Origin of the sequence: Pseudomonas fluorescens, assembly GCF_018614775.1 — a bacterium.
In the GTDB taxonomy this organism is placed as follows: Bacteria; Pseudomonadota; Gammaproteobacteria; order Pseudomonadales; family Pseudomonadaceae; genus Aquipseudomonas; species Aquipseudomonas fluorescens_BY.
The window spans coordinates 75701-95733 of sequence record NZ_JAGGOF010000090.1; the positions used below are offsets into that span (position 1 = coordinate 75701).

The 20033-nt window shown below is 60.5% G+C and carries 21 protein-coding genes; 10 read left to right on the forward strand and 11 right to left on the reverse strand.

Features of this window, described 5'->3' with window-relative positions; genetic code table 11:
- The 6 genes from J7E36_RS21020 to J7E36_RS21045 all read left to right on the forward strand — a co-directional run bounded on the left by J7E36_RS21020 (position 1) and on the right by J7E36_RS21045 (position 6956).
- Complete coding sequence (locus tag J7E36_RS21020) at positions 1-1074, forward strand: protein-glutamate methylesterase/protein-glutamine glutaminase (RefSeq protein WP_215007290.1); 1074 nt, start codon at positions 1-3, stop codon at positions 1072-1074.
- A gap of 473 nt (positions 1075-1547) precedes the next feature.
- Positions 1548-3287: an ABC transporter permease gene (locus J7E36_RS21025; RefSeq protein ID WP_215007293.1), complete on the forward strand. Its 1740-nt coding sequence runs from the start codon at positions 1548-1550 to the stop codon at positions 3285-3287.
- A gap of 10 nt (positions 3288-3297) precedes the next feature.
- A complete protein-coding gene (locus J7E36_RS21030) occupies positions 3298-4602 on the forward strand; it encodes an ABC transporter ATP-binding protein (protein WP_215007296.1) in 1305 nt (434 codons plus the stop codon).
- A gap of 51 nt (positions 4603-4653) precedes the next feature.
- Positions 4654-5727: a sensor histidine kinase gene (locus J7E36_RS21035; RefSeq protein WP_435304188.1), complete on the forward strand. Its 1074-nt coding sequence runs from the start codon at positions 4654-4656 to the stop codon at positions 5725-5727.
- Entirely contained in the window at positions 5714-6343 is a 630-nt protein-coding gene (locus J7E36_RS21040; protein ID WP_215007302.1) for a response regulator transcription factor, read from the forward strand. Before J7E36_RS21035 ends, J7E36_RS21040 begins: the two co-directional genes overlap by 14 nt.
- Positions 6344-6416: 73 nt before the next feature.
- The gene (locus tag J7E36_RS21045) at positions 6417-6956 is read left to right on the forward strand and encodes a hypothetical protein (protein ID WP_215007305.1); all 540 of its coding nucleotides are present in this window, start codon (positions 6417-6419) and stop codon (positions 6954-6956) included.
- Between the two features lie 4 nt (positions 6957-6960).
- Here the strand turns inward: J7E36_RS21045 and J7E36_RS21050 are convergent, their stop codons facing one another.
- From J7E36_RS21050 to J7E36_RS21060, 3 genes are all read right to left on the reverse strand, one after another.
- The gene (locus J7E36_RS21050; RefSeq protein ID WP_215007308.1) at positions 6961-7449 is read right to left on the reverse strand and encodes an RES family NAD+ phosphorylase; all 489 of its coding nucleotides are present in this window, start codon (positions 7447-7449) and stop codon (positions 6961-6963) included.
- Entirely contained in the window at positions 7446-7943 is a 498-nt protein-coding gene (locus J7E36_RS21055; protein ID WP_215007347.1) for an antitoxin Xre/MbcA/ParS toxin-binding domain-containing protein, read from the reverse strand. The genes J7E36_RS21050 and J7E36_RS21055 overlap by 4 nt, the downstream gene beginning before the upstream one ends.
- Before the next feature lie 193 nt (positions 7944-8136).
- Entirely contained in the window at positions 8137-9066 is a 930-nt protein-coding gene (locus tag J7E36_RS21060) for a DMT family transporter (RefSeq protein ID WP_215007311.1), read from the reverse strand.
- 101 nt (positions 9067-9167) lie between these two features.
- Here J7E36_RS21060 and J7E36_RS21065 point away from each other — a divergent pair, with 101 nt between their 5' ends.
- Both J7E36_RS21065 and J7E36_RS21070 read left to right on the forward strand, forming a co-directional pair.
- The gene (locus tag J7E36_RS21065) at positions 9168-10034 is read left to right on the forward strand and encodes a LysR family transcriptional regulator (RefSeq protein ID WP_215007314.1); all 867 of its coding nucleotides are present in this window, start codon (positions 9168-9170) and stop codon (positions 10032-10034) included.
- 124 nt (positions 10035-10158) lie between these two features.
- Complete coding sequence (locus J7E36_RS21070) at positions 10159-10716, forward strand: GNAT family N-acetyltransferase (RefSeq protein ID WP_215007317.1); 558 nt, start codon at positions 10159-10161, stop codon at positions 10714-10716.
- 44 nt (positions 10717-10760) lie between these two features.
- On the opposite strand, the gene J7E36_RS21075 is transcribed toward J7E36_RS21070, so the two are convergent.
- Together J7E36_RS21075 and J7E36_RS21080 are read right to left on the reverse strand one after the other, a co-directional pair.
- Entirely contained in the window at positions 10761-11441 is a 681-nt protein-coding gene (locus J7E36_RS21075) for a phytanoyl-CoA dioxygenase family protein (RefSeq protein WP_215007350.1), read from the reverse strand.
- 167 nt (positions 11442-11608) lie between these two features.
- Complete coding sequence (locus J7E36_RS21080; protein WP_215007319.1) at positions 11609-12367, reverse strand: SDR family NAD(P)-dependent oxidoreductase; 759 nt, start codon at positions 12365-12367, stop codon at positions 11609-11611.
- Between the two features lie 155 nt (positions 12368-12522).
- Between J7E36_RS21080 and J7E36_RS21085 the strand changes: the two genes are divergently transcribed.
- Positions 12523-13422 carry an AraC family transcriptional regulator gene (locus tag J7E36_RS21085; RefSeq protein WP_215007322.1) on the forward strand — a complete coding sequence of 300 codons (900 nt, stop codon included), beginning with the start codon at positions 12523-12525 and terminating at the stop codon, positions 13420-13422.
- A 33-nt stretch (positions 13423-13455) separates the two neighbouring features.
- Here the strand turns inward: J7E36_RS21085 and J7E36_RS21090 are convergent, their stop codons facing one another.
- Both J7E36_RS21090 and J7E36_RS21095 read right to left on the reverse strand, forming a co-directional pair.
- Positions 13456-14196, reverse strand: a complete 741-nt coding sequence (locus tag J7E36_RS21090; protein WP_215007325.1) for an SDR family oxidoreductase — start codon at positions 14194-14196, stop codon at positions 13456-13458.
- Positions 14197-14431: 235 nt separating this feature from the next.
- Positions 14432-15118 (reverse strand): HD domain-containing protein, encoded by a 687-nt coding sequence (locus tag J7E36_RS21095; RefSeq protein ID WP_215007328.1) that lies wholly within the window; start codon positions 15116-15118, stop codon positions 14432-14434.
- Between the two features lie 640 nt (positions 15119-15758).
- On the opposite strand from J7E36_RS21095, the gene J7E36_RS21100 reads away from it, so the two are divergent.
- Positions 15759-16031, forward strand: coding sequence for a hypothetical protein (locus tag J7E36_RS21100; RefSeq protein ID WP_215007331.1), 273 nt, complete (start codon positions 15759-15761; stop codon positions 16029-16031).
- 201 nt (positions 16032-16232) lie between these two features.
- Here the strand turns inward: J7E36_RS21100 and J7E36_RS21105 are convergent, their stop codons facing one another.
- The 4 genes from J7E36_RS21105 to J7E36_RS21120 form a co-directional block, all read right to left on the reverse strand.
- The gene (locus J7E36_RS21105; RefSeq protein WP_215007334.1) at positions 16233-17150 is read right to left on the reverse strand and encodes an SDR family NAD(P)-dependent oxidoreductase; all 918 of its coding nucleotides are present in this window, start codon (positions 17148-17150) and stop codon (positions 16233-16235) included.
- 81 nt (positions 17151-17231) lie between these two features.
- The gene (locus tag J7E36_RS21110) at positions 17232-18521 is read right to left on the reverse strand and encodes an NTP/NDP exchange transporter (RefSeq protein ID WP_215007337.1); all 1290 of its coding nucleotides are present in this window, start codon (positions 18519-18521) and stop codon (positions 17232-17234) included.
- A gap of 105 nt (positions 18522-18626) precedes the next feature.
- A complete protein-coding gene (locus tag J7E36_RS21115; RefSeq protein WP_215007340.1) occupies positions 18627-19100 on the reverse strand; it encodes a nuclear transport factor 2 family protein in 474 nt (157 codons plus the stop codon).
- A 51-nt stretch (positions 19101-19151) separates the two neighbouring features.
- Positions 19152-19865 (reverse strand): carboxymuconolactone decarboxylase family protein, encoded by a 714-nt coding sequence (locus J7E36_RS21120; RefSeq protein WP_215007343.1) that lies wholly within the window; start codon positions 19863-19865, stop codon positions 19152-19154.
- Positions 19866-20033 lie beyond the last annotated feature (168 nt).

Sequence of the window (20033 nt, forward strand, 5' to 3'; positions counted from 1 at the left end):
ATGCCAAAAAAGATCAATGTGTTGCTGGTGGATGATTCGGCGGTGGTCCGCCAGGTGTTGCTGGCGATCCTCAGCGACACGCCGGACATTCATGTGATGGGCGCTGCGTCCGACCCGATTTTCGCCATGGACAAGCTGGCCCGCGAATGGCCTGACGTGATCGTGCTGGATGTGGAGATGCCGCGCATGGATGGCATCACCTTCCTGAAGAAAATCATGAGCGAGCGTCCCACGCCAGTGGTGATCTGTTCGTCACTGACGCCCCGGGGTGCGGAAACCACGTTGCAGGCCATGGCCGCCGGCGCGGTGGAAATCATCACCAAGCCCACCACCGGCCTGAAGAATTTTCTGCTGGAGTCGGCCCCGGAGCTGGTGTCGGCGATCCGCGCCGCGGCCCAGGTCAACGTGCGCAACCTGGGCAAGCGCCCCGCCCCGGTCGCGCTGGTGCCCGCCGCCAAACTCACCGCCGACGCCATGCTCCCCGCCGCCAACGGCCATGCCATGGCGCAGACCACCGAACGCATCGTCGCCCTCGGCACGTCCACCGGCGGCACCCAGGCCCTGGAAGCGGTACTCACCGCCCTGCCCCGGGTGTGCCCGGGCATCGTCATCGTCCAGCACATGCCGGAAAAATTCACCGCCTCGTTCGCCGCCCGACTCAATAGCCTGTGCCAGATCGAAGTGCGCGAAGCCCGCAACAACGACCGCATCCACCCGGGCCTGGCGCTGATCGCGCCCGGCGGCAAGCACATGATGGTGACCCGCAGCGGCGCGTTCTACCACGTGCAAGTGGTGGACGGCCCACTGGTCAACCGTCATCGGCCGTCGGTGGATGTGCTGTTCCGCTCAGTGGCCAAATTCGCCGGCCGCAACGCCACCGGCGTGATCATGACCGGCATGGGCGACGACGGCGCCCGCGGCCTCAAGGAAATGCTCGACGCTGGCAGCAGCACCGTGGCCCAGGACGAAGCCAGCTGCGTGGTCTTCGGCATGCCCAAGGAAGCCATCAAGCTCAACGCCGCCCAGCGGGTGATCGGCTTGCAGGAGATTGCGCAGGTGATTTTGCATCGGTAGCGCCAGGCACAGGGGTTCCCGCAGCCTGTGCCTACACCGGCGAAATTGTCGCCAGCACGCCAATCAACAGGGTCAGGGCCAGAAAACCACCCAGGAAAATCGCCATCTTCGTCATGATCACTCCTGAAAAATTGCAGTATGCGGGGGCCCTGTGGGAGCGAGCCTGCTCGCGATAGCGGTCTATCAGGCGACCTCGTATTGACTGTCAGTACGCCATCGCGAGCAGGCTCGCTCCCACAGTGGATTGGTGGAGTCACACCACCGTCCCTGCCCCTCCGGCCTATTCTGGCGGCGAACCCGGGCTGCATGACAGCAGCACCTGCCAACAAAAAAAGCGGATCAGAGCAAACTCACTTGCCATCGCCTCGGATATACCAACGTATATTTTCCCGCCCTTAAGCTCAATGGTCATCGCCGCCGACACGACTTAACCTCAGCGCACTTCAACACCGACGCCATCAACGAGGTGCCCAATGCGCTCTTCATTCCGTGCCCCCGCATTGCCCTCCCTGAACGATAACGAGCCCGCTTCCTGGTGGGCCGATCTCACCCTGCTCAGCCTCATCGCCCTGTTGGCGGCCTTCATCCTCTACGGCGTCGAACAGATGAACCAGCCCCTCGGCGCCCTGGTCTCATCGCCGCTGTCCCTGGACCTGGCCCACCTGCCGGCCTACACCTTGCGCACCACCCTGCGCATGTTCATCGCATTGTTGGCGTCCGTCGTCTTCTCCATCGTCATTGCCACCCTGGCCGCAAAAAGCCGCAAGGCGGCCATCGTCATCCTGCCCGCGCTGGATATCCTGCAATCGGTCCCGGTCCTGGGTTTCCTGACCTTCACCGTGGTGTTCTTCATGGGGCTGTTTCCGGGCAAGGAAACCGGCGTGGAATGCGCGGCGATCTTCGCCATCTTCACCAGCCAGGTCTGGAACATGACCTTCAGCTTTTATCAATCGCTGCGAACCGTGCCGAACGACCTTGTCGAGGTCAGCCGACAATTCGCACTGTCGCCCTGGCAACGCTTCATCCGGCTTGAGCTGCCTTTCGCGACGCCCGGCCTGGTGTGGAACATGATGATGTCGATGTCGGGCGGCTGGTTTTTTGTGGTCGCGTCCGAGGCCATCACCGTCGGCGACACCACCGTCAGCTTGCCGGGTATCGGCTCCTGGCTGGCCCTGGCGATCGCGCAGAAAAACATCGCTGCCATTGCTTGGGCGGTCTTGGCGATGGTCGGTGTGATCCTGCTCTATGACCTGCTGTTCTTCCGGCCCATCGTCGCCTGGGCGGACCGGTTCCGCTTCGAACAGACCGCCTCGCAAAAACGCCCACGGTCCAAGGTCTATGACCTGCTGCGCTCGACCCGACTGGTGCCGTGGCTGTTGAGCGCACTGGAAGACCTCAAGGCCGTGTTGTGGCTGGACAGAATCCCCCGGCTCCCGACGCTGCACTTCAAGGCCAGCGCCCGCTTCAACCGCGTCACCGACCTGATCTGGACAGCCCTGGTGGCCGCTGCCTGCATGGCCGGCACGTATCAACTGTCGCGCTTCATCGGCAGCACGCTGAGCCTGGGGGACGTGATCGAGACATTCGGCCTGGGCCTGGCGACCCTGTTGCGCGTCGCCGTGCTCATCCTGCTGGCCAGCGTGGTCTGGGTGCCGATTGGCGTCTGGATCGGCCTGAACCCGCGCTGGGCCGAACGCCTGCAACCAGTCGCACAATTGCTGGCCGCGTTTCCCGCCAACGTGCTGTTCCCGTTCGCGGTGATCGCCATCGTGGCGCTGAAGCTCAACCCCGATGTCTGGCTGTCGCCGCTGATGATCCTGGGCACCCAGTGGTACATCCTGTTCAACGTGATTGCCGGTGCCAGTGCGTTGCCGACCGATTTGCGGGAGGCGGCGCGCAGCTTCCACGTCCGCGGTTGGCAATGGTGGCGCCAAGTCGCCCTGCCCGGGGTTTTTCCTTACTACGTCACCGGCGCCCTGACTGCGGCCGGTGGTTCCTGGAACGCCAGCATCGTCGCCGAGGCAGTGTCCTGGGGCGACGAACATCTGTACGCCTCGGGCTTGGGTTCTTTCATTGCGCGGGCCACCTCGGCGGGGGATTTGCAGCGGGTGGCGCTGGGCGTGGCGGTCATGGCGATCTTCGTCGTGGGTTTCAACCGGCTGCTGTGGCGGCCCTTGTACGGCTATGCCGAGCGCCGGCTTCGAATTGATTGAGGGTAATCCGATGGAAGTGTTCAACAAACGTTGCCTGGTCGATGTGCAGCAACTGGGGCACGTCTACGGCACGGTCGGCAGCGCCGAGCGGCTGGTGCTGGACGATGTGTGCATGCGCCTCTACGAGGGGGAAATCGTCGGCCTGCTGGGTCGCTCCGGGTCCGGCAAGTCAACCTTGCTGCGCGCCATCGCCGGTTTGATTTCAGCCACTGCGGGCGTGGTCGATTTTCCGCCGGATGCGCAGGGGATTTCGAGTTCGGTGCGCATGGTCTTCCAGAGCTTCGCCCTGTTCCCCTGGCTGACGGTGCTGCAGAACGTCGAGATCGGCCTTGAGGCGCTGCATGTAGCGGCACCCGAACGGCGTCGGCGGGCGCTGGCCGCCATCGACCTGATTGGCCTCGACGGTTTTGAAAGCGCTTTCCCGAAAGAACTGTCCGGCGGCATGCGCCAGCGCGTCGGCCTGGCGCGAGCGCTGGTGGTGGCCCCGGACGTGTTGTTGATGGACGAGCCGTTTTCCGCCCTGGACGTGTTGACGGCCGAAACCCTGCGCACCGACCTGCTGGATCTGTGGCGGGAAAAACGCATGCCGATCAAATCCATCCTGATGGTCACCCACAACATCGAAGAAGCCGTGTTGATGTGTGATCGGATCCTGATTTTTTCCTCCAATCCGGGACGGGTCATGACCGAAATCAAGGTGGACCTCAGTCAGCCGCGCAACCGTACCGACCCGGCCTTCCAGGCCTTGGTCGAACACATTTACGTGCGGATGGCCGGTGGCGGCAACCCGGGATCGCCACGCCAAGGCGTGTTTGCCGGCAGCGGCGTGGGCATGGTCTTGCCGTCGATCTCCACCAATGCGCTGGCCGGGTTGATCGAGGCGGTCCAGGACCATCCTTTTGACGGCCAGGCGGACCTGCGTGAACTGGCCGGCGTACTGCGCTACAGCGCCAGCGACCTTTTCCCGGTCGCCGAGGTGTTGCAACTGATGCGCTTGGCCGATATGCGCGACGGCCACCTCACGCTGCTGGCGGCCGGGCAACGCTACGCGGAGTCGGATGTGGACCAGCGCAAGCAATTGTTCGCCCAGCACCTGCTCCGGTATGTGCCGCTGGCGGGGCATGTGCGCCGGGTGCTGGACGACCGCCCCACGCGCACGGCTCCGGCCAGGCGCTTTCGTGACGAGCTGGAAGATTTCATGGCCGAGCACGACGCCGCCAACACCCTGGACTGCGTCACCCAATGGGGCCGCTACGCGGAGCTGTTCGCCTATGATGAAGTGGCCGATCAGTTCAGCCTGGACAATCCTTCCTGAAGCGATTCGGCGGTATAAACTGCGTCAACGATGCCTTGGCAGCCGGAGCACATGCGCGATGAACATCCAATGAGAAGAACCCAATTGACGCTTCGCCTGCTACTGTTGCTGGGCCTGGCACTCGGCATCGCCGCGATAGACACCGTCACCGACCTGGAAATCGCGGTGGGGGTCTTTCAGATCGGGGTGGTGCTGATCGCCGTTCGGCTCCTGCCGGCCCGGGCGGTGGCAGGCGTATCGGTGGTCTGCATGCTGCTGACGATCCTCAGCTATCGGTTCACCCGCTTTGGTGATTCGGAGGCCGGGTTGATCAACGTCCTGATCAGCCTCACGGCCATCGCCGGCACCACCTACCTGGCGCTGCGCTTGTCCGCCGCCATCAGCACCGTGCACCGCACCCGCGCGCACCTGGCGCACATTGCCCGGGTCAACATGCTCGGCGAACTGGCCGCCTCCATCGCCCACGAAGTGAATCAGCCACTCGCCGCGGTCGCCACCAGCAGCAGCGCGTGCCTGCGCTGGATGGCCAACGAGCCGCCCAACCTGCCTAAAGCCCGGCAGGCCGTGGAACGCATCATCGCCGACACCCACCGGGCCAGCGAAATCATCGCCCGGCTGCGCGGCATGGCCCGTCATCAGGCGCCGACCAAGCAATGGCTGAACGTGGCCGACACGGTCAATGCGGCACTGAGGTTGCTGGCCGGCGAACTGAATGAGCAGAACATTACCTTGCACGTGCACGTCCAGGAAGGCCTGCCGCCGATGCTGGTGGACGAGGTACAGATCCAGCAGGTGCTGCTGAACCTGGCGATGAACGCGGTCGACGCCATGCGCCAGGCGGAGGACGACGACCGCATCCTGGACTTCCGCGTCACGCTTGAGTCTGGTCAACTGCATTTCTCCGTGTCTGATCAGGGCAAGGGCCTGACCGGGAACGATCATGAACAGGTGTTCGACGCCTTCTACAGCACCAAGCCGGACGGCATGGGCATGGGCCTGGCTATCAGCCGCTCGATCATAGAGGCCCATGACGGGCGGATCTGGGTCGCCAGCAACCCGCAGGCCGGGGCGACTTTTCACTTCACCCTGCCGGCCGTGACAAGGGAATCCGATGATCCAGCATGATCCAGCCGAATCGAGGGTCTACATCGTCGACGATGACAGCTCCGTACGCGCCTCTCTGCAAGACCTGCTGGCCTCCGTGGGCCTGGCGAGCTTGGCCTTCGGCTCGGCCCGTGAGTTCATGGCGGCCAGCCTGCCGGACGTGCCCGCGTGCCTGATCCTCGACGTGCGCATGCCGGGCTTGAGCGGGTTGGATTTCCAGCAGGAAATGGCCCGCTTGAACCTGTTGCTCCCGGTGATATTCATCACCGCCCACGGCGACATCCCCATGTCAGTCAAAGCCATGAAGGCCGGCGCCCTGGAGTTCCTGACCAAACCGTTTCGCGAACAGGACTTGCTCGACGCCATCGCCCTGGGCCTGAGCCGTGACCGGCAACGGCGCCAGGCCGCGGCGACCGTGGATGAGCTCAAACGCAACCATGGCACCCTGACCGACGGCGAGCGCGAGGTGATGGCGCTGGTGGTGTCAGGCCTGCTGAACAAGCAAGTGGCGGCCCGGCTGGGCGTGAGCGAAGTGACCGTGAAAGTGCGGCGCGGCGCCCTGATGCGCAAGATGAATGCGGACTCGTTGGCAACCCTGGTGAAAATGTCGGAAAAACTCAAGGACACGGATCGCTAGCCGTTCCCATCACGGCTATCATGCCGTTCGCCCCGCCCTGGGCGAATTGCAGACCACCTCCAAGGACTCAGGTATGACCTTTCTGCCGTCGCGCGCCACCCTCCTCGTCTCCAGCCTCCTGTTCAGCTCGCTGTGCCCGGCCGAAGGCGAGCCGACAGACAGCGTCATCAAGGACTCCACCAAGTCCGCCGTCTCGACGTTCATCACGGCAGGCAAGAACCTGCTGGGCGGCGTCAGCGAAGGCGTACTCGACGGCCGTGAATCGGTCCAGGGCACCGACGGCGCCGCGATCATTTCCTCTGGCGAGCAAATGAAAGACCGCATCCAGGTGGAAGTGCTCAAGCTGGAGTCCGGCGAAGAAACCTACACCATCACCCTCGGTTTCAAGAACAGCACCGACACCCAACTGCGCCTGATCAACCTCGGCCAGACCGGCGCCCTGCTGGCGATCGACCAGGCCGGCTACGCCAACAGACTCACCGGCATGGAAAACCCGGACGAAGTGACTGTTCCGCCAAAAACGGCCGTGCGTCAGAAGTTCGTGTTTGAAGGCATGAACGAAGCGATGACCACCGTGCGGGTGTGGGGCAAGGATTATCCGGTCAAGAAATGATGGCTCACTTGACCAGGCGAGTATCCAGGCCAAACCGTTCCTGCGAGACCAGCCTGAAGCGGTCCGCTGCCAGATCGCAGCTTACCAGCAGGTTCCAGGAGTACCGGCTCACCGCCGAAGGGATCAGGACGAAGGGGTGCTGCGCCAGCAACGCGTCAGCGAAGTGCTGCTGATTGGGCGACGGCCGGGCCGGAGCCAGCCAGTTCGGGTTGGGCACGTCTTCGGCCTGGACCACTTTGATGAGCGCCGGGTCCAGCACCTCGAAGCAAGTCAGCAGATGGGGCACCGTGTCCAAGGCGTCGAAACCCAGGTGCGCCGCAACCTCCAGAATGGCCGTGGACGGGTCAGCCGAAGCGTAGATGACCCGTCGTCCGGGCGGGTTCCAACGGCCACCGCTTCGTTGCGCGCCGATGCCACTGTCCCAGGTATTCCTGTAGACCTCGCGATCGAGGCGCCAAGCGTGCCATCGCCCCTCCCAGGGCAGCGGATTCACTGATAGACCCCGTATTCGATTCGAGTCAGGTAATCCTCCACCACCTGAAAGCCCAGGGCGTTGTCGATCAGCTCCAACGGCACGTGACCGTCCAGATACTTGCAGGGCTTTTTCAGCCAGTCCTCAGCCAACGGCTGGCTGCCAAAGACGTTGATGGCCTGTTCCAGGGCCTGGGCGTACTGGAAAGCCACGGTACTCTGCTGCGGGTTCAGGCGTATGGGCTGGGTCTCCTTCGCCAGACGCTGGACGGTCCTGATCGACTTGCCGGTAATGCGCTGAACCAGGTCATGCTCCATGTACAGGGTGGACGTGGACAGCATTTCCTTGACGTCGCTCAGGTAGAAGCCCTCCTGCGCGTACCGGATGATCAACAAGCGCTCATCCCCCTTTCGGCCATGCAACAACACCTCGGTAGGCTTCCTGCTGGCCTTCTTCACCCTGGGTTTCCCCGTGGTTTCGACGGCAGGTGCGTCTGCTTGCTTTGCTACGGACATGACGTTGACCTCGCTACGACATATGACGCCATAGTAGCGCCAAATGTCGCAGGCGCGATAACGCCGTTCGTCGGTCTTGGCAAATATGGCTTCGGGCATCGATGTGTCCTCACGGTAGAGACTGAGCACCGGACGCCAAGTGGGGATCCGAGGTTGAGTCAAATCGTAAGGCTGGTACTTCCGAAGGCCAACCCTAAAAAGTTGTCGGAGACTTCTTCGTTTTTGGCTCAAGATTCAACGCCAGGACACTCGCCAACACGATAGCGGTCCCTGTCATGACCATCGTCGATGGGCGTTCGCCCAGGAACATGGAGGCCATCAACATCGCGGTGGGCGGTATCAGGTAAAGCGCCATTGAAGCTCGGCTCACATTGCTGTGCGCCAACACATAAGCCCAGGCGAGGTATGCCAACCCGCTGGGGAAGACACCGAGGATCAACACCGCCAGGTTCACCGATGCCGACGCCTGTCGTGCCGCGCCCAACAGGCCTGGCGCGAGCATGAACAACAGGACGGTGCCCGACCAAAGGGTGTAGCAAACCATGGTCAGTGCGTCGTAACGGTGGCAGTGGCGTTTTTGCAAAGAGAAATACAGGCTCCAGGAGAGCGCCGCCAACAAAATCAATAGCCCGTGGGCGTCCATGTCACCCAAGCCACGATCACCCATGACCACTACGGCGGCGCCCAATAGTCCACAAAACACGCAGCCCCAGCGCCAACCACAGACGTGTTCTTTGAAGACCCAATGTGCCAGCAACGTGCTGAACAGCGGCGTGGATTGGGCCAGCACACTGGCCGCCCCGGCACTGACGCCCCGCTGTCCGAAATTGAGGGTGATGTGGTGCAGGCTCACCGCAAAAAAACCCAACACCGCCAGCAACGGCACATCCCTGAGACGCGGTCGGGCGATGCCCCTCGCCATCGCCACGAAGGCCATGAACACCGAAGCGATGAGAAACCGCATCAACGCCAGCTGACCGGGTTCATAGGCCTGCAAGCCAATGTGAATACCAATCGGTGAATAGGCCCAGCAGACAATCACAAACATCGTTGCCAGTAGGACTTTCACGCTCGATGTGCGAAGACTTAGCGCGCTTTTGAACAACCAACCACGGGTTTCCATCCTGAGTTCCTGCACAGGGCCATTTGCCTGTGAGTATCGAAACCCCTCCCACCTCAGCACAAGTGACTTAAACTCACCTCATCATTCACTTTGGGTGAGCTATGGAATTGTCCCAACTGCGCATGCTCAAGACAGTCTGCGACACCGGCAGCATTGCCCGTGCCGCCGAAGCGCTGCACTGCGTTCCGTCCAACATCACCGCACGCCTCAAGTCCCTGGAGCGAGAACTGGGGACCGCGTTGTTTTTCCGTGAAGGACGCGGCCTGCGGATCAGCCCGGCGGGCGAGGTGTTTCTGGAATATGCAAAGAAAATCCTCAGCCTGACGGAAGAGGCCCGCCGCGCCGTAAACCCCAGCAGCATGCCGAGCGGACCACTGCGCATTGGCGCAATTGAATCCAGCGCCACCGGACGCCTGCCGCAATTGCTGGCGAGATACCACGCGCAATATCCGCACGTCTCGTTGGAACTGAGCACGGGCACCTGGGCCCAGTTGCTGGACGACCTCCAGCATCACCGGCTGGACGGCGTGATCGTCGCAGTCGACATCCAGCGTCCCGGGCTCAAGCGCACCGTGATGTACCGCGAAGACCTGGTGCTGATCGCGTCCGAATCCCATGGACCGTTGCGCAGCGCCGCCGACCTGCAAGGCAAGGCGATCTTCATGTGGCCCACGGGCTGCCCCTACCGCTTGGCGCTGGAGCAATGGCTGCTGCGCCACGATCAAGTGCAGACCATCATCAGCATCGCCAGCTACGGCGCCATCGTCGGCTGCGTCAGCGCCGGCGCCGGCGTCTCCCTGGTACCTCGCGGAATCTATGAACAATACCGCCAGGGCGCCGGCTGGACCGGCCATGAATTCCCCGAACTGACGGGCATCGACAACCTGTTCTACTGGCACGAAAACGCCGGCTGCCACCCCGCCCGGGAAGCATTCCTGGCGATGCTGCAAACGGAGTTCGAACAATAGCCGAGCGACCCACCCCCCTGTGGCGAGGGAGCCCATTTTTTGGCAGAGTGGTCTTTTTCCTATCCTATCGACAGCAGTACTGAAAGCGCTCAATCTGCTTTTCCGCGTTCAAGGACCGATCGCCATGTCCCACCTCCCCACATTCCAAACCCACCGCCTCATCCTGACTCCATTGCAACTGGCCGACGCCGATGCCATCCAGGCCCTGTTCCCGCACTGGGAAATAGTTCGTTATCTCGACAGCCGAATACCATGGCCCTACCCCACCGACGGCGCGTTGTGCTACGTGCGTGATCACGCCCTGCCCGCCATCGAGCGCGGCGAAGAATGGCATTGGATGATCCGGCTGGCGTCGAACCCGGCCCAGGTCATCGGCAGCATCTCCCTCTACGACCAGCCAGACAACCACCGCGGCTTCTGGCTGTCACCGCAATGGCAAGGTCACGGCTACATGCGCGAGGTCTGCGAAGTCATCAACGACTATTGGTTTGTTACGCTCGATCACGCGGTGATGGTGGTGCCCAAGGCCGTAGGGAACCAGGCCTCACGACGCATTTCGGAGCGTGAGGGGATGCGATTACTCAGGACTGAAGAGGGAAAGTTTGTCAGTGGGGCATTGGGTAAGGAGGTGTGGGCATTGGACCGTGAACACTGGCTGAACCGCACCCCGCCGACGCGGTAATCGGCTCGGATGCGCAGAAGGCAGACCCCAATCAAACCGGCGGGTTAGACCAACCCAAAGACATAGTCGCAAGGCTCGAATCGCTCACTCGTGTCCATCCGGACATTTCGCAGCTTCGCGGTTTCCAGATGCGACGCGTAGAGCCGTTCCGAAAAAAAGCCCATCAGGATCGAACGACGACGGGCACCATTGACGTTCAGACTGGCGGCGTGGACCAACTCGGCGTCGAACACCAGGATGTCCCCGGCACAACCCGAAAGCTGCACGGAGCGGGACTCATCAGTGAAGTCGAAGAGCGGCGCTTGCGGGCCGGGACGATGACTGCCGGGCACGATACGTGTCGCACCGTTCTGCGGGCCATAGTCGTCGAAAAAGGCCAGGGCAACGGCCGTGTCGCCTGGTCGCTGGGCGGACAGGTCTCGGTGCAACTGCTGATGACCGCCACCCGCCAGCGGCTCGCGCCCTTCCACCTGTGCCAGGAAAAACCGCTCGGCGATCAACTCGCCCACCACCGCCAGCAGCTGCGGCAGACGACACACCGCCTGAATCGTTGGATCACAATCCAATAGCGAATGGCGCCAGTCCCAGCCGCGAGGGGTCGGCCACTGATCCGATGGCTTCACTCCGGCATCGAATACGGTACGAAGATCGGCCAGCCATTCGGCTGGGATTGCGCCACGCAGCAGGACGTAGCCGTTTTGGTGGAGTTGATTGCGGTCGGTCATGGTGACTTCAATGTCCTTGTCGTTCACGCTTCTTCCATAGCGTCCGAAGGTCGGCCATGCGTCGGGTAATAGTAGGGAGCGGATGTTGATTTTGCGAGCCGCACTGGCATCCGACGGAAGTTCCTGTTGATCGCGGGCGGCGACGCAATGAATGATTGCGCCTGCGGCTACAGCAACTGCCCACCCGAAATGTCGAACGTCGTCCCATTGGCCCAGGCCATGTCATCGGACAGGATGGCGGCAACCGCACCGCCGATATCGTCCGGCAGACCGACGCGGCCCAGCGCAATGCCCTGTGCCACATAGGCGTTCACATCCTGGTTATCGCGCACTGCACCGCCGCCAAAATCGGTCGCGATGGCACCCGGGGCAATTGCATTCACCCGAATCTGGCGTGAACCCAGCTCTACGGCCATGTAACGGGTCAGCACTTCGACGGCGGCCTTCACCGCCGCATACACACTGTACCCCGGCAGCGTAAAGCGCACGAAGCCGGAAGAAACGTTCAGGATACGACCGCCGTCTGCTACCAGCGGCAACAGTTTCTGAGTCAGGAAAATCGGCCCGCGAAGGTGCGTCGCGACCAGTGAATCAAACTGCTCTTCGGTCGCGTCGGTAAAATTCGAAAAGAGTCCGTTGCCGGCATTGTTGACGAGAAAGTCAAAGCGCTCGCGGCCGAACTCGGTCTTCAGGAGATCAATCACTGCGCCCGAAAAAGCCTGATAGCTGGCGGTATCGGTGATGTCGAGCGGCAGCATCGCCGCCTTGCCGCCCTGCCCTTCGATTTCCCGTACCAGCGATTCGGCTTCTGCCGCACCGCTGCGATAGGTGCCGATGATACGGACGCCGCGCTTGGCGAGGTGAAGCGCCATGTTGCGGCCAAGGCCACGGCTGGCGCCTGTGATGAGTGCGATCGGATGGGTCATGGTCTGTCTCTGCTAGGTGAGGTGCGCCTTCGGCGTTTCTTGACCTGCTCAAGATAGGCAATGACCGGCTGGTAACCCACGCCCAATCAGCTCAATTTATTGCCTGATTGTATCAACCGTCTTGTGTGGCGACGGGGCGAAGGCATAATCGGCGCATGACCAACGATCTTGCTCCCCATCTCGATATAGCCCTGCGCCACGCGCCACCGGGTTTGACCGCCACGCCGATCCCGCGTGTGGACCTCTGTGTCGGCCAAGGCACGACAGACAAGGCGCCCTGCCTGTATCGCTCGATGATCTGCTTCATCCTGCAAGGATCGAAACGCGTTGCGATCAACGACAACCTCCTGAGCTACGACAGCGAGCACTATCTCATCAGCGCCCTGGACCTGCCTTTGATCGGGCAGATTCTGGACGCTGAAGGCGGGCAGCCCTACGTTGCGGTATCGCTCGTACTGGATCCGGCCATACTGGCCGAGTTGGCGTCGAACATGCCGCCGGTTCGTGAAAGCGAACAAAAAGGAATGGGCATCACGATCAACCCGATGACCGCCCCGCTCCGCGACACATTGCTCCGTTTGTTGTCATTGCTGGACACGCCCGCCGATATCCCGCTGCTCGGCCCCCTGGTCGAACGGGAATTGCTTTATCGTCTCCTGCAGGGCCCCCAAGGGCGACTGCTGCGGCAGATCGCTCAACCCGAAGGCGCTCTGGCTAGCATCCGACGGGCCGTTGCCTGGATCCGAGACCATTACAACACCCGACTTCGCATCGAGGCGTTATGCGGTGCGAGCGGCATGAGCCGGGCAAGCCTGCATCGCCATTTTCTGTCGATGACCGGCCTGAGTCCTGTCCAATACCAGAAGCAGCTCAGATTGCAGGAAGCTCGTCAGCTTTTGCTTGCCGGCGAGCATCGCGCGTCTGACGTGGCGTTCGTGGTCGGTTATGAAAGCGCCTCACAGTTCAGCCGCGAATATGCACGGCAGTTCGGCGCACCGCCCGCACGCGACGTGCGCGCGATACGGCAGTCGATCGGCGCTCCAACCAGGGCGTAGACAGCAACTTCATCCGCTGGCCTGTCGCCCCTGTCAAACCAGACGCGCGCCGCCATCGATGTTGAGCACCGCACCGTTCATGAACCCGTTGCTCATCAGGAAGACCACCGCCGCGCCCGCCTCCTCCGGCGTGCCGAGACGACGGAGCGGCAGGGCCTGCTCCATAGCGGAAACGAATGCATCACGCCCCTCCCCCAGCGCCTTGCTGAAGATCGGCGTGTCGATCGGGCCCGGGGCCAACGTATTCACCCGAATCGGTGCCAGCTCCAGTGCCAGGCCACGGGCCAGGGCTTCCATCGCCGCCGACGCGGCGCCCAGCACGGCGGTGCCATGGGCATTGGGCCGATCGGCCAGGGACCCGGAGATGAAGGTGATCGATCCATCCTTGGCCAGGCGCTCACCGAGCGCCCGAATGGCGTACAGCCCAGCCCAGATCCGCTCTTCGAATGCGCGGCGCAGGTGATCAACCTCGGCTGCCATGACGGTTCCGGCGACGAACGTGCCGGCGAGCAGCACCAGATGGTCGACCACCGGGATGTCCGCCAATGCCGCAGCCACCGCTTCGGCCTGGGTGACATCGGCGCCCCGCCAGCCATCCAGGTCGAGGTCCGCAGAAGCTTGCTCGGCCCGCGCGGCATTGGAGCCGATGACGATAACCTTGGCGCCAGCTGCTTTGGCCTGCACCGCAGCGGCCAGACCGATGCCGGAGGTACCACCGAAAATGACCACGGTGCGGTCAGTGAGGTTCGAAGCAAGCGTATGAGCGAAGTGCATGGTGTGTCTCCCGGGGGACGCCTGGATGACGTCGATGGCGTGGAGACTACGGTGCAGATCGCAGATTGATAATCATGGCTAGAGTCGCTTTAATAGTGCCATGAAGGAACAAATCGGATTGGACCGTCTTACTGGACTCATCGCGTTTGCCCGGGCAGCGTCGCTCGGCAGCTACACGGCGGCTTCGCGAGCGCTTTGAGGCGGTGGCTGTCCCTTTGCCGCGTGGCTCCGATCCTCAGTCGAGGCGATCGATGGCACGCGCAAGATTTGCCCGTGCCTGCTCTTCGAATGCGTCGAAGTACGGTGCAGTCGTGTAGATGCGCTCGCGCGCCAGGAATCCCGCCAGAACCTGGCGCCGCTTTTGGCGATAAAACAACAACGGCACATGCCGGTACTCGCGCTGGATCTGTTGGTCGTACTCCTCGAACCGCTTGAACGATGCCCCAAGGATCGCCAGGTCCGTGTCCACCAGCACCGCTTCATCCGTCGACGCCGGGACACCGTCGTGTCGCGTCACCATGACCAGGTCGTAAAGCCTGCGCCGCGTTTCATCGTCCAGGCCGCTAGCGCATGCCACCTCGTCCAGCCATTGCGCACTGCGCAACTCGTTGTCGCTGCGAAGGGGGTCGTAGATCGCGTCATGGAACCATAGCGCGAGGTCGATTTCGGCGGGGGCTTGGCAGGCTGCGTTGACGCGTCGGCGCGTCTTGAGGCACTCCTCCAAATGCTGGAGATTGTGGTACGCACGGTGCGGCTCGCAGTAGCGTCGAATGAGTTCTTCGTGCGTCTCTTGGGATGCGCATCCGACGCCAAGCTGCGCCCAGACGCTAGCCCAGCCGGCGAAATCCACGCTGTCAGGTAGGTCGAAGTTGCCGGAGGGACTGGCCGGATATAGACCGCTCTCTTCTGGCTGGTCCTTCATCGCTTTTCTTCCTCAGTGTGATGCTCTGTCCAGGCGATCAGTGCGGCGCGGCGGTTGATCGACTGAGTGTAACTGGATCCGTTAAGCAATCGGTGATGCCAACGCTGACGCTCAATTGTGCCTGACCACCAGGCTGATCAAGATCAGCCGTTGCTGAGCATGGGAACAGGTGCCGTGAATCGCCCTACGCAAGCAATCCCAGGCGATGAATCCAATGATCAGCACCTCGACCACGCCAATCAACACGTTGAATAGAAAAGATGAACAGTTGCTCCACCCGGCGTGATGCATATGTTCCTACAGAATCTGGAAGCATTGGCTCGTTTCCACATCGAACTCTCACGATTCCTACGAAGCTCTCGGAATGTCTCACCTTGTCCGCCGGAGCTGCCCAAATCTATAGTCATTCCCGTCGCCCAATGATGGCGATCAGGTTTGGCGACCTGGGATCAAGTGCAAAAGTACTGCGTTTCTGCAAAGGCTTTGGCACACTTGCACGGCTGCCCGTTACGGCAGTTGTGCGCGGGAGACCTTAGGGTCTGCCGGTTTTCGATCCCGGTTCGCCAACCTGCGTGCAACTGCCACCCAATTGTTTGGCGACGATTGAGTGGCTCAACATCACTAGATCGGAGTTTCAAACATGGAAAGATATGTCCCCATTACAGGCATCGACTGCACGCCTGCTTCCCTACTCATCGATACCCAAGCCCCGCTTGACGTCTTGCATGCGACCGCTGATTACCGCATCCGCGTGGTGACCCAGGTATTGGAAAACATCGCGTTCCGATCCGAGATCGGTAGCGACACAGTGGTACTTTCGGATTTCGCACAGCTTTTGGTGATTCCGTTGCGCGATGGGTGTGATTTGCTGGAGGTCATAGGTCGGCGGCTTCAGGCGCAGGTTGGAAGCTGATGGAGCGACGGGCGCTTGATAGCGCCCGTTTTTTGAGAGCGATGACTGACCAAGCAATTCCAGTCCCTGACTGGCAGGGAACGGCCAAAAGCAGTCATTCGTGAGTTGCCGTTTTCGACCCATTGCAGTCGGTCAGGCATCTCCACGTTGGCGCGTAAACGCTGAATCGTGATCCAATGATTTCGGCAGGTCAGTTAGCTTTTACTCAATGAATGGTGTGTTGCTCAGTTGAGCGCACAGTGCAATCAAACGGCTTTGCAACGAAGCATCGCCCGCGTCCGGATTCGATATTTTTCTGTTCATGTGGTAGAAATTTTGTCCGGTTACAAGCGCGCTCGATTCATCGCTGACGGCCAGCCAGGCCTGCGTGAGGTGCCCCTGGTTCAGATCATCGAAAGCGCTGGACCCACCCATGCGCGTCGGTACCCATCCCGGGTCGACCGTGTTCGACCTCACTGACGCCCAACTTTTAGCGACAGCAAATGCCATCATCGACACCAGCATCTTGCTCTCGCTATAGGCAGCTGATCCACTCCATGAGCGCTTCTCCCAGAGAATATCCCCCAAGGCGGACTCACCATCGGCAGACTGCTGCATGCTTGACGTCATGTAGACCAATCTTTTTGGCTTCTGGATTAAAGCGGTAAGCATGTAGGGTGCTAGTACATTGATGCTGAACAAGCGGGGCAACCCGTCGTCCGTAACAACCCGTTTGGATTCGCTATCGCCTATGGCTGCATTGTGGATGATGCTGTCAAAAAGTCCGGTTGCATTTGCTTGGCGAGCGACATCCTTTATCTGCTCGAGGCTTTGAAAGTCTCCATGCAACGCTCCCCCAGCACCTGGTATCTCTTCCAGCGCCTTTTGAGCGCTGGCCAGCGACCTTCCGTGGAGGACGACCTCGTGGCCTTGTTCAACCAACAAGCGCGCAGCCATCTGACCGAGGCCGGCAGTCGACCCAGTGATAAGCACTCTTTTTCTTTCAGTGCGGTTCTCACTGCCGATTGCAGCGGCTAGTAATGTTTTAGGCATCATCGAGACTCCAAGGGCGGCCGTGCAGAGAGTTGTCGCGTAGGCAAGGACTCGGCGACGACCTATTGTCTGATATAAATTCGCCATGTGTTCGCTCCTGCTTTTGCTCTGCTACGCGGATAAAATGTGTGGCGCGGAGCGTAGATATGCACACGCGCCCTACATGCTCTATTGAGTGTTAGAAAGCTGTGCGATGCGCTCAAGATTGCCTTGGCGACGCCCCAACCAGACGCTCATCAACAACCAGAGAATCGACAGCGGGACCGCAACCATCGAAATGCCTGTAGCGGTTAGACCGACGGCGAGCAAGCCGGCATATGACCAGCTGCCAATCTGATCTCCCGTACGGTAAATAGCGGTATCAATCAGGTTCTTGGTTTTGTACCTATCCTCTCTGCTCACCGAAGTGAACAAAATCTCCCGGGCCGGCCGTGTGAGTGCAAAATTGCAAACCCTCCGTACAACTTGCACCGCCACAAAAACACCGATTGTTGGAGCCATCGCCAAGGCGGAAAAGCCGATTACGCTTGCAAGCGGCAATAAGCAAAGGGTTGCCGTTACGCCCAGAAGCCTCAGCGTCTGACTGGCCACGAAAAGTTGGAAGACTAGGGTTATGGCGTTTACCCAGAAGTCGATACTGGCGAAGAAGGCTGTACGTGCTGCTTTGTCAGCAATGTTCGCTTCGACAATGCTCGCCTGCTGGAAATACAGGGTCGTCGAAGTGATCGAATACAACACGATGAAGGCCGCGATTCCCAGAAGGTAGGGAGATTTAGCGATGTGAGAAATACCGGAAAATATGCCTCCTCCGACGGGCTGGTGAGGATCTGGCGTTGTAAGCGAGCGCAGGAAAGAATCACTGATATTCGATAGGCGCTTGGAGGCGAAGACGGAGACTTCCAAGAGCACAACCGCCGCCGCGAGCAACCACGCCTGGCCTGTACTTTCGATGAGCCCCGCAATCAGTGCAGAGCCTGCCATTCCGCCGACTGTTGCCCCAGCGGCGAGAAAGCCGAACAACCGTTTGCCCTGTTCCGAGCTGAACACATCTACGACGAGTGACCAGAACACAGATACGACGAACAGGTTAAACACCGAGACCCAGATAAAAAATGCCCGACCTACCCAGACGTTTTGTTCAGGTGTCGCATAGGCAAGCAAGAAGGCAAAGCCTACGAGGTTCAACATGAAAAAACGATACGCGATAGCGATGAACCGCTCACGGGGCCAACTGCGTACGATGTAGGAATAAAACGGGTGCAGCACTAGCATCACTACCAACGTCCCGGTGAACAGCCAAGGGAGGTTACGGACACCGCCGGCAACCCCTAGCTCGTCCCGTATCGGTCGCAACACGTAGTAGGCAAGAAAGAGTGAAAATATGTATAGCCATGACCATCCCAGAGCCTTCATCTCCTGGGGGCGAATATCTATGAATTTTCCGATCACCTTATACATATGCAATGCTCGCGTTGCCCGAAACCGCAGTTTGATAATTATTTCGCAGGATCGACGAAGCACATGCCGGGCCGACGCGCCTCGCCTACCTCGGACAGCGGTCGGTTATTCACCTTCCGCACGGAGGTTATCCAACCGCATTGTCTTGAGCTTCCACTCGCTGCCCACCTTTTCGTAGGTCTCCACGTAATATCCGTAGCTTGTGAGCAGCTTGAAGCGTCCACCGGTCGGCATGAACAACCGTGCTGAAAAGGCCCAGATCGCGTCAGCAGCCGTGTCGCTTTTGAACGATATCTCGCTGCTGTAAAGGTGATGAGCGCTGGTATGCTGGCTCCTAGCGCCCAAACTTGCGAACCCCTCTCCCGACCAAGATTCTGCACCGTGCATGACGAAGTTCATCTCGGGCAGCAGATCCACGCCGGTCGCCGGGTCGACCCAGCACTTGCGAAAGTCCAGGACACAATCGTCCGCGAGCATCCCTCGGACCATTGCCGGGTTACCGGTATCCAGGCCACGTACATAGCGGGCCTTGGCCTGCCTAATGTCTTCAATTGCGCACAACCGTTCATATTCTTTCATCTGTTTCCCTCTCGACGGTGGCCAACGCCGTTGGCCACCGGTTAGTCAATATCAGCTTTCGCGCTTAGCGAAAATGTCCTTAGCAACACCAGCTGCTGACATAGCGTTAGGCCAGCCCGCGTAAAATGCCAAGTGAGTTACAACCTCTACTGCCTGGGCCTGGGTAAGTCCATTGTCCATGGCTTTGTTTAAGTGGTAGACAATCTGCGGGGTTTGGCCAGCCGTTACTAAAGCGGCCACTGTGACCAAACTCCGGTCACGTGGTGCCAGGCCTGGACGCAACCACAGGTCCTTAAACAACAGGTCGGTGGTGAACTGGGCGAGCGCGGGAAACACATCTCCAATAGCTTGATTCACAGCGATCACTCGCTTCGCCTCTACCTCTTCATCAAGAGGCAGAAGATCCACTGCTGCACCAGGAAGAGCTTTCGCGTCGATTCCACGCGCCGCAAACACTTCGCCAGCGACCATCACCGCCGTCGTGCCGTTGCCCCATCCGCAGTAAATGGCCAGTTGGGTGATCGTTTCAGACAACTCCGCCGGGTTGACGCCATTATCGAGCGCCAAGCCGATGTGTTTTTTCAGCTCAGTTGGATGTCCGCGGGAAATCAGCGATGCGACAGTGATCAGACTTCGGTCACGTGATGACAAGTCATCACGACGCCAGAGATCGCTCTCCACCGTTTCCGCGGTGTATCGAGCGAGCACAGGGGAGACAGCGCTAACCTGGTCAAGATTGATCTGGGGAGTGGATGGGTTGGTCATTGCATGTCCTGCATAAGTAAGTTCTAGAAAGTGAGTGGCGGCTGAGTCAGGCGCTATCAAGCGTCGGGAATCTCGAAACCGTAACTCTCAAGATTCAACGAGTCCGGGTCGGGCCCGCCCCGTACGCCAGTGTCCAACGCATCAATAGCGGCGTTTTTCAAGGTAGTT

What these genes read in the sequence shown, in the direction of transcription:
- J7E36_RS21090 (WP_215007325.1), bottom strand. Translation starts at nt 14,196, where the DNA reads ATGCACTTCGCTCATACGCTTGCTTCGAACCTCACTGACCGCACCGTG.
- J7E36_RS21030 (WP_215007296.1), top strand. Translation starts at nt 3,298, where the DNA reads ATGGAAGTGTTCAACAAACGTTGCCTGGTCGATGTGCAGCAACTGGGG.
- J7E36_RS21115 (WP_215007340.1), bottom strand. Translation starts at nt 19,100, where the DNA reads ATGAAAGAATATGAACGGTTGTGCGCAATTGAAGACATTAGGCAGGCC.
- J7E36_RS21025 (WP_215007293.1), top strand. Translation starts at nt 1,548, where the DNA reads ATGCGCTCTTCATTCCGTGCCCCCGCATTGCCCTCCCTGAACGATAAC.
- J7E36_RS21070 (WP_215007317.1), top strand. Translation starts at nt 10,159, where the DNA reads ATGTCCCACCTCCCCACATTCCAAACCCACCGCCTCATCCTGACTCCA.
- J7E36_RS21105 (WP_215007334.1), bottom strand. Translation starts at nt 17,150, where the DNA reads ATGGCGAATTTATATCAGACAATAGGTCGTCGCCGAGTCCTTGCCTAC.
- J7E36_RS21110 (WP_215007337.1), bottom strand. Translation starts at nt 18,521, where the DNA reads ATGTATAAGGTGATCGGAAAATTCATAGATATTCGCCCCCAGGAGATG.
- J7E36_RS21095 (WP_215007328.1), bottom strand. Translation starts at nt 15,118, where the DNA reads ATGAAGGACCAGCCAGAAGAGAGCGGTCTATATCCGGCCAGTCCCTCC.
- J7E36_RS21040 (WP_215007302.1), top strand. Translation starts at nt 5,714, where the DNA reads ATGATCCAGCATGATCCAGCCGAATCGAGGGTCTACATCGTCGACGAT.
- J7E36_RS21085 (WP_215007322.1), top strand. Translation starts at nt 12,523, where the DNA reads ATGACCAACGATCTTGCTCCCCATCTCGATATAGCCCTGCGCCACGCG.
- J7E36_RS21080 (WP_215007319.1), bottom strand. Translation starts at nt 12,367, where the DNA reads ATGACCCATCCGATCGCACTCATCACAGGCGCCAGCCGTGGCCTTGGC.
- J7E36_RS21075 (WP_215007350.1), bottom strand. Translation starts at nt 11,441, where the DNA reads ATGACCGACCGCAATCAACTCCACCAAAACGGCTACGTCCTGCTGCGT.
- J7E36_RS21035 (WP_435304188.1), top strand. Translation starts at nt 4,654, where the DNA reads ATGCGCGATGAACATCCAATGAGAAGAACCCAATTGACGCTTCGCCTG.
- J7E36_RS21120 (WP_215007343.1), bottom strand. Translation starts at nt 19,865, where the DNA reads ATGACCAACCCATCCACTCCCCAGATCAATCTTGACCAGGTTAGCGCT.
- J7E36_RS21065 (WP_215007314.1), top strand. Translation starts at nt 9,168, where the DNA reads ATGGAATTGTCCCAACTGCGCATGCTCAAGACAGTCTGCGACACCGGC.
- J7E36_RS21055 (WP_215007347.1), bottom strand. Translation starts at nt 7,943, where the DNA reads ATGTCCGTAGCAAAGCAAGCAGACGCACCTGCCGTCGAAACCACGGGG.
- J7E36_RS21100 (WP_215007331.1), top strand. Translation starts at nt 15,759, where the DNA reads ATGGAAAGATATGTCCCCATTACAGGCATCGACTGCACGCCTGCTTCC.
- J7E36_RS21020 (WP_215007290.1), top strand. Translation starts at nt 1, where the DNA reads ATGCCAAAAAAGATCAATGTGTTGCTGGTGGATGATTCGGCGGTGGTC.
- J7E36_RS21060 (WP_215007311.1), bottom strand. Translation starts at nt 9,066, where the DNA reads ATGGAAACCCGTGGTTGGTTGTTCAAAAGCGCGCTAAGTCTTCGCACA.
- J7E36_RS21045 (WP_215007305.1), top strand. Translation starts at nt 6,417, where the DNA reads ATGACCTTTCTGCCGTCGCGCGCCACCCTCCTCGTCTCCAGCCTCCTG.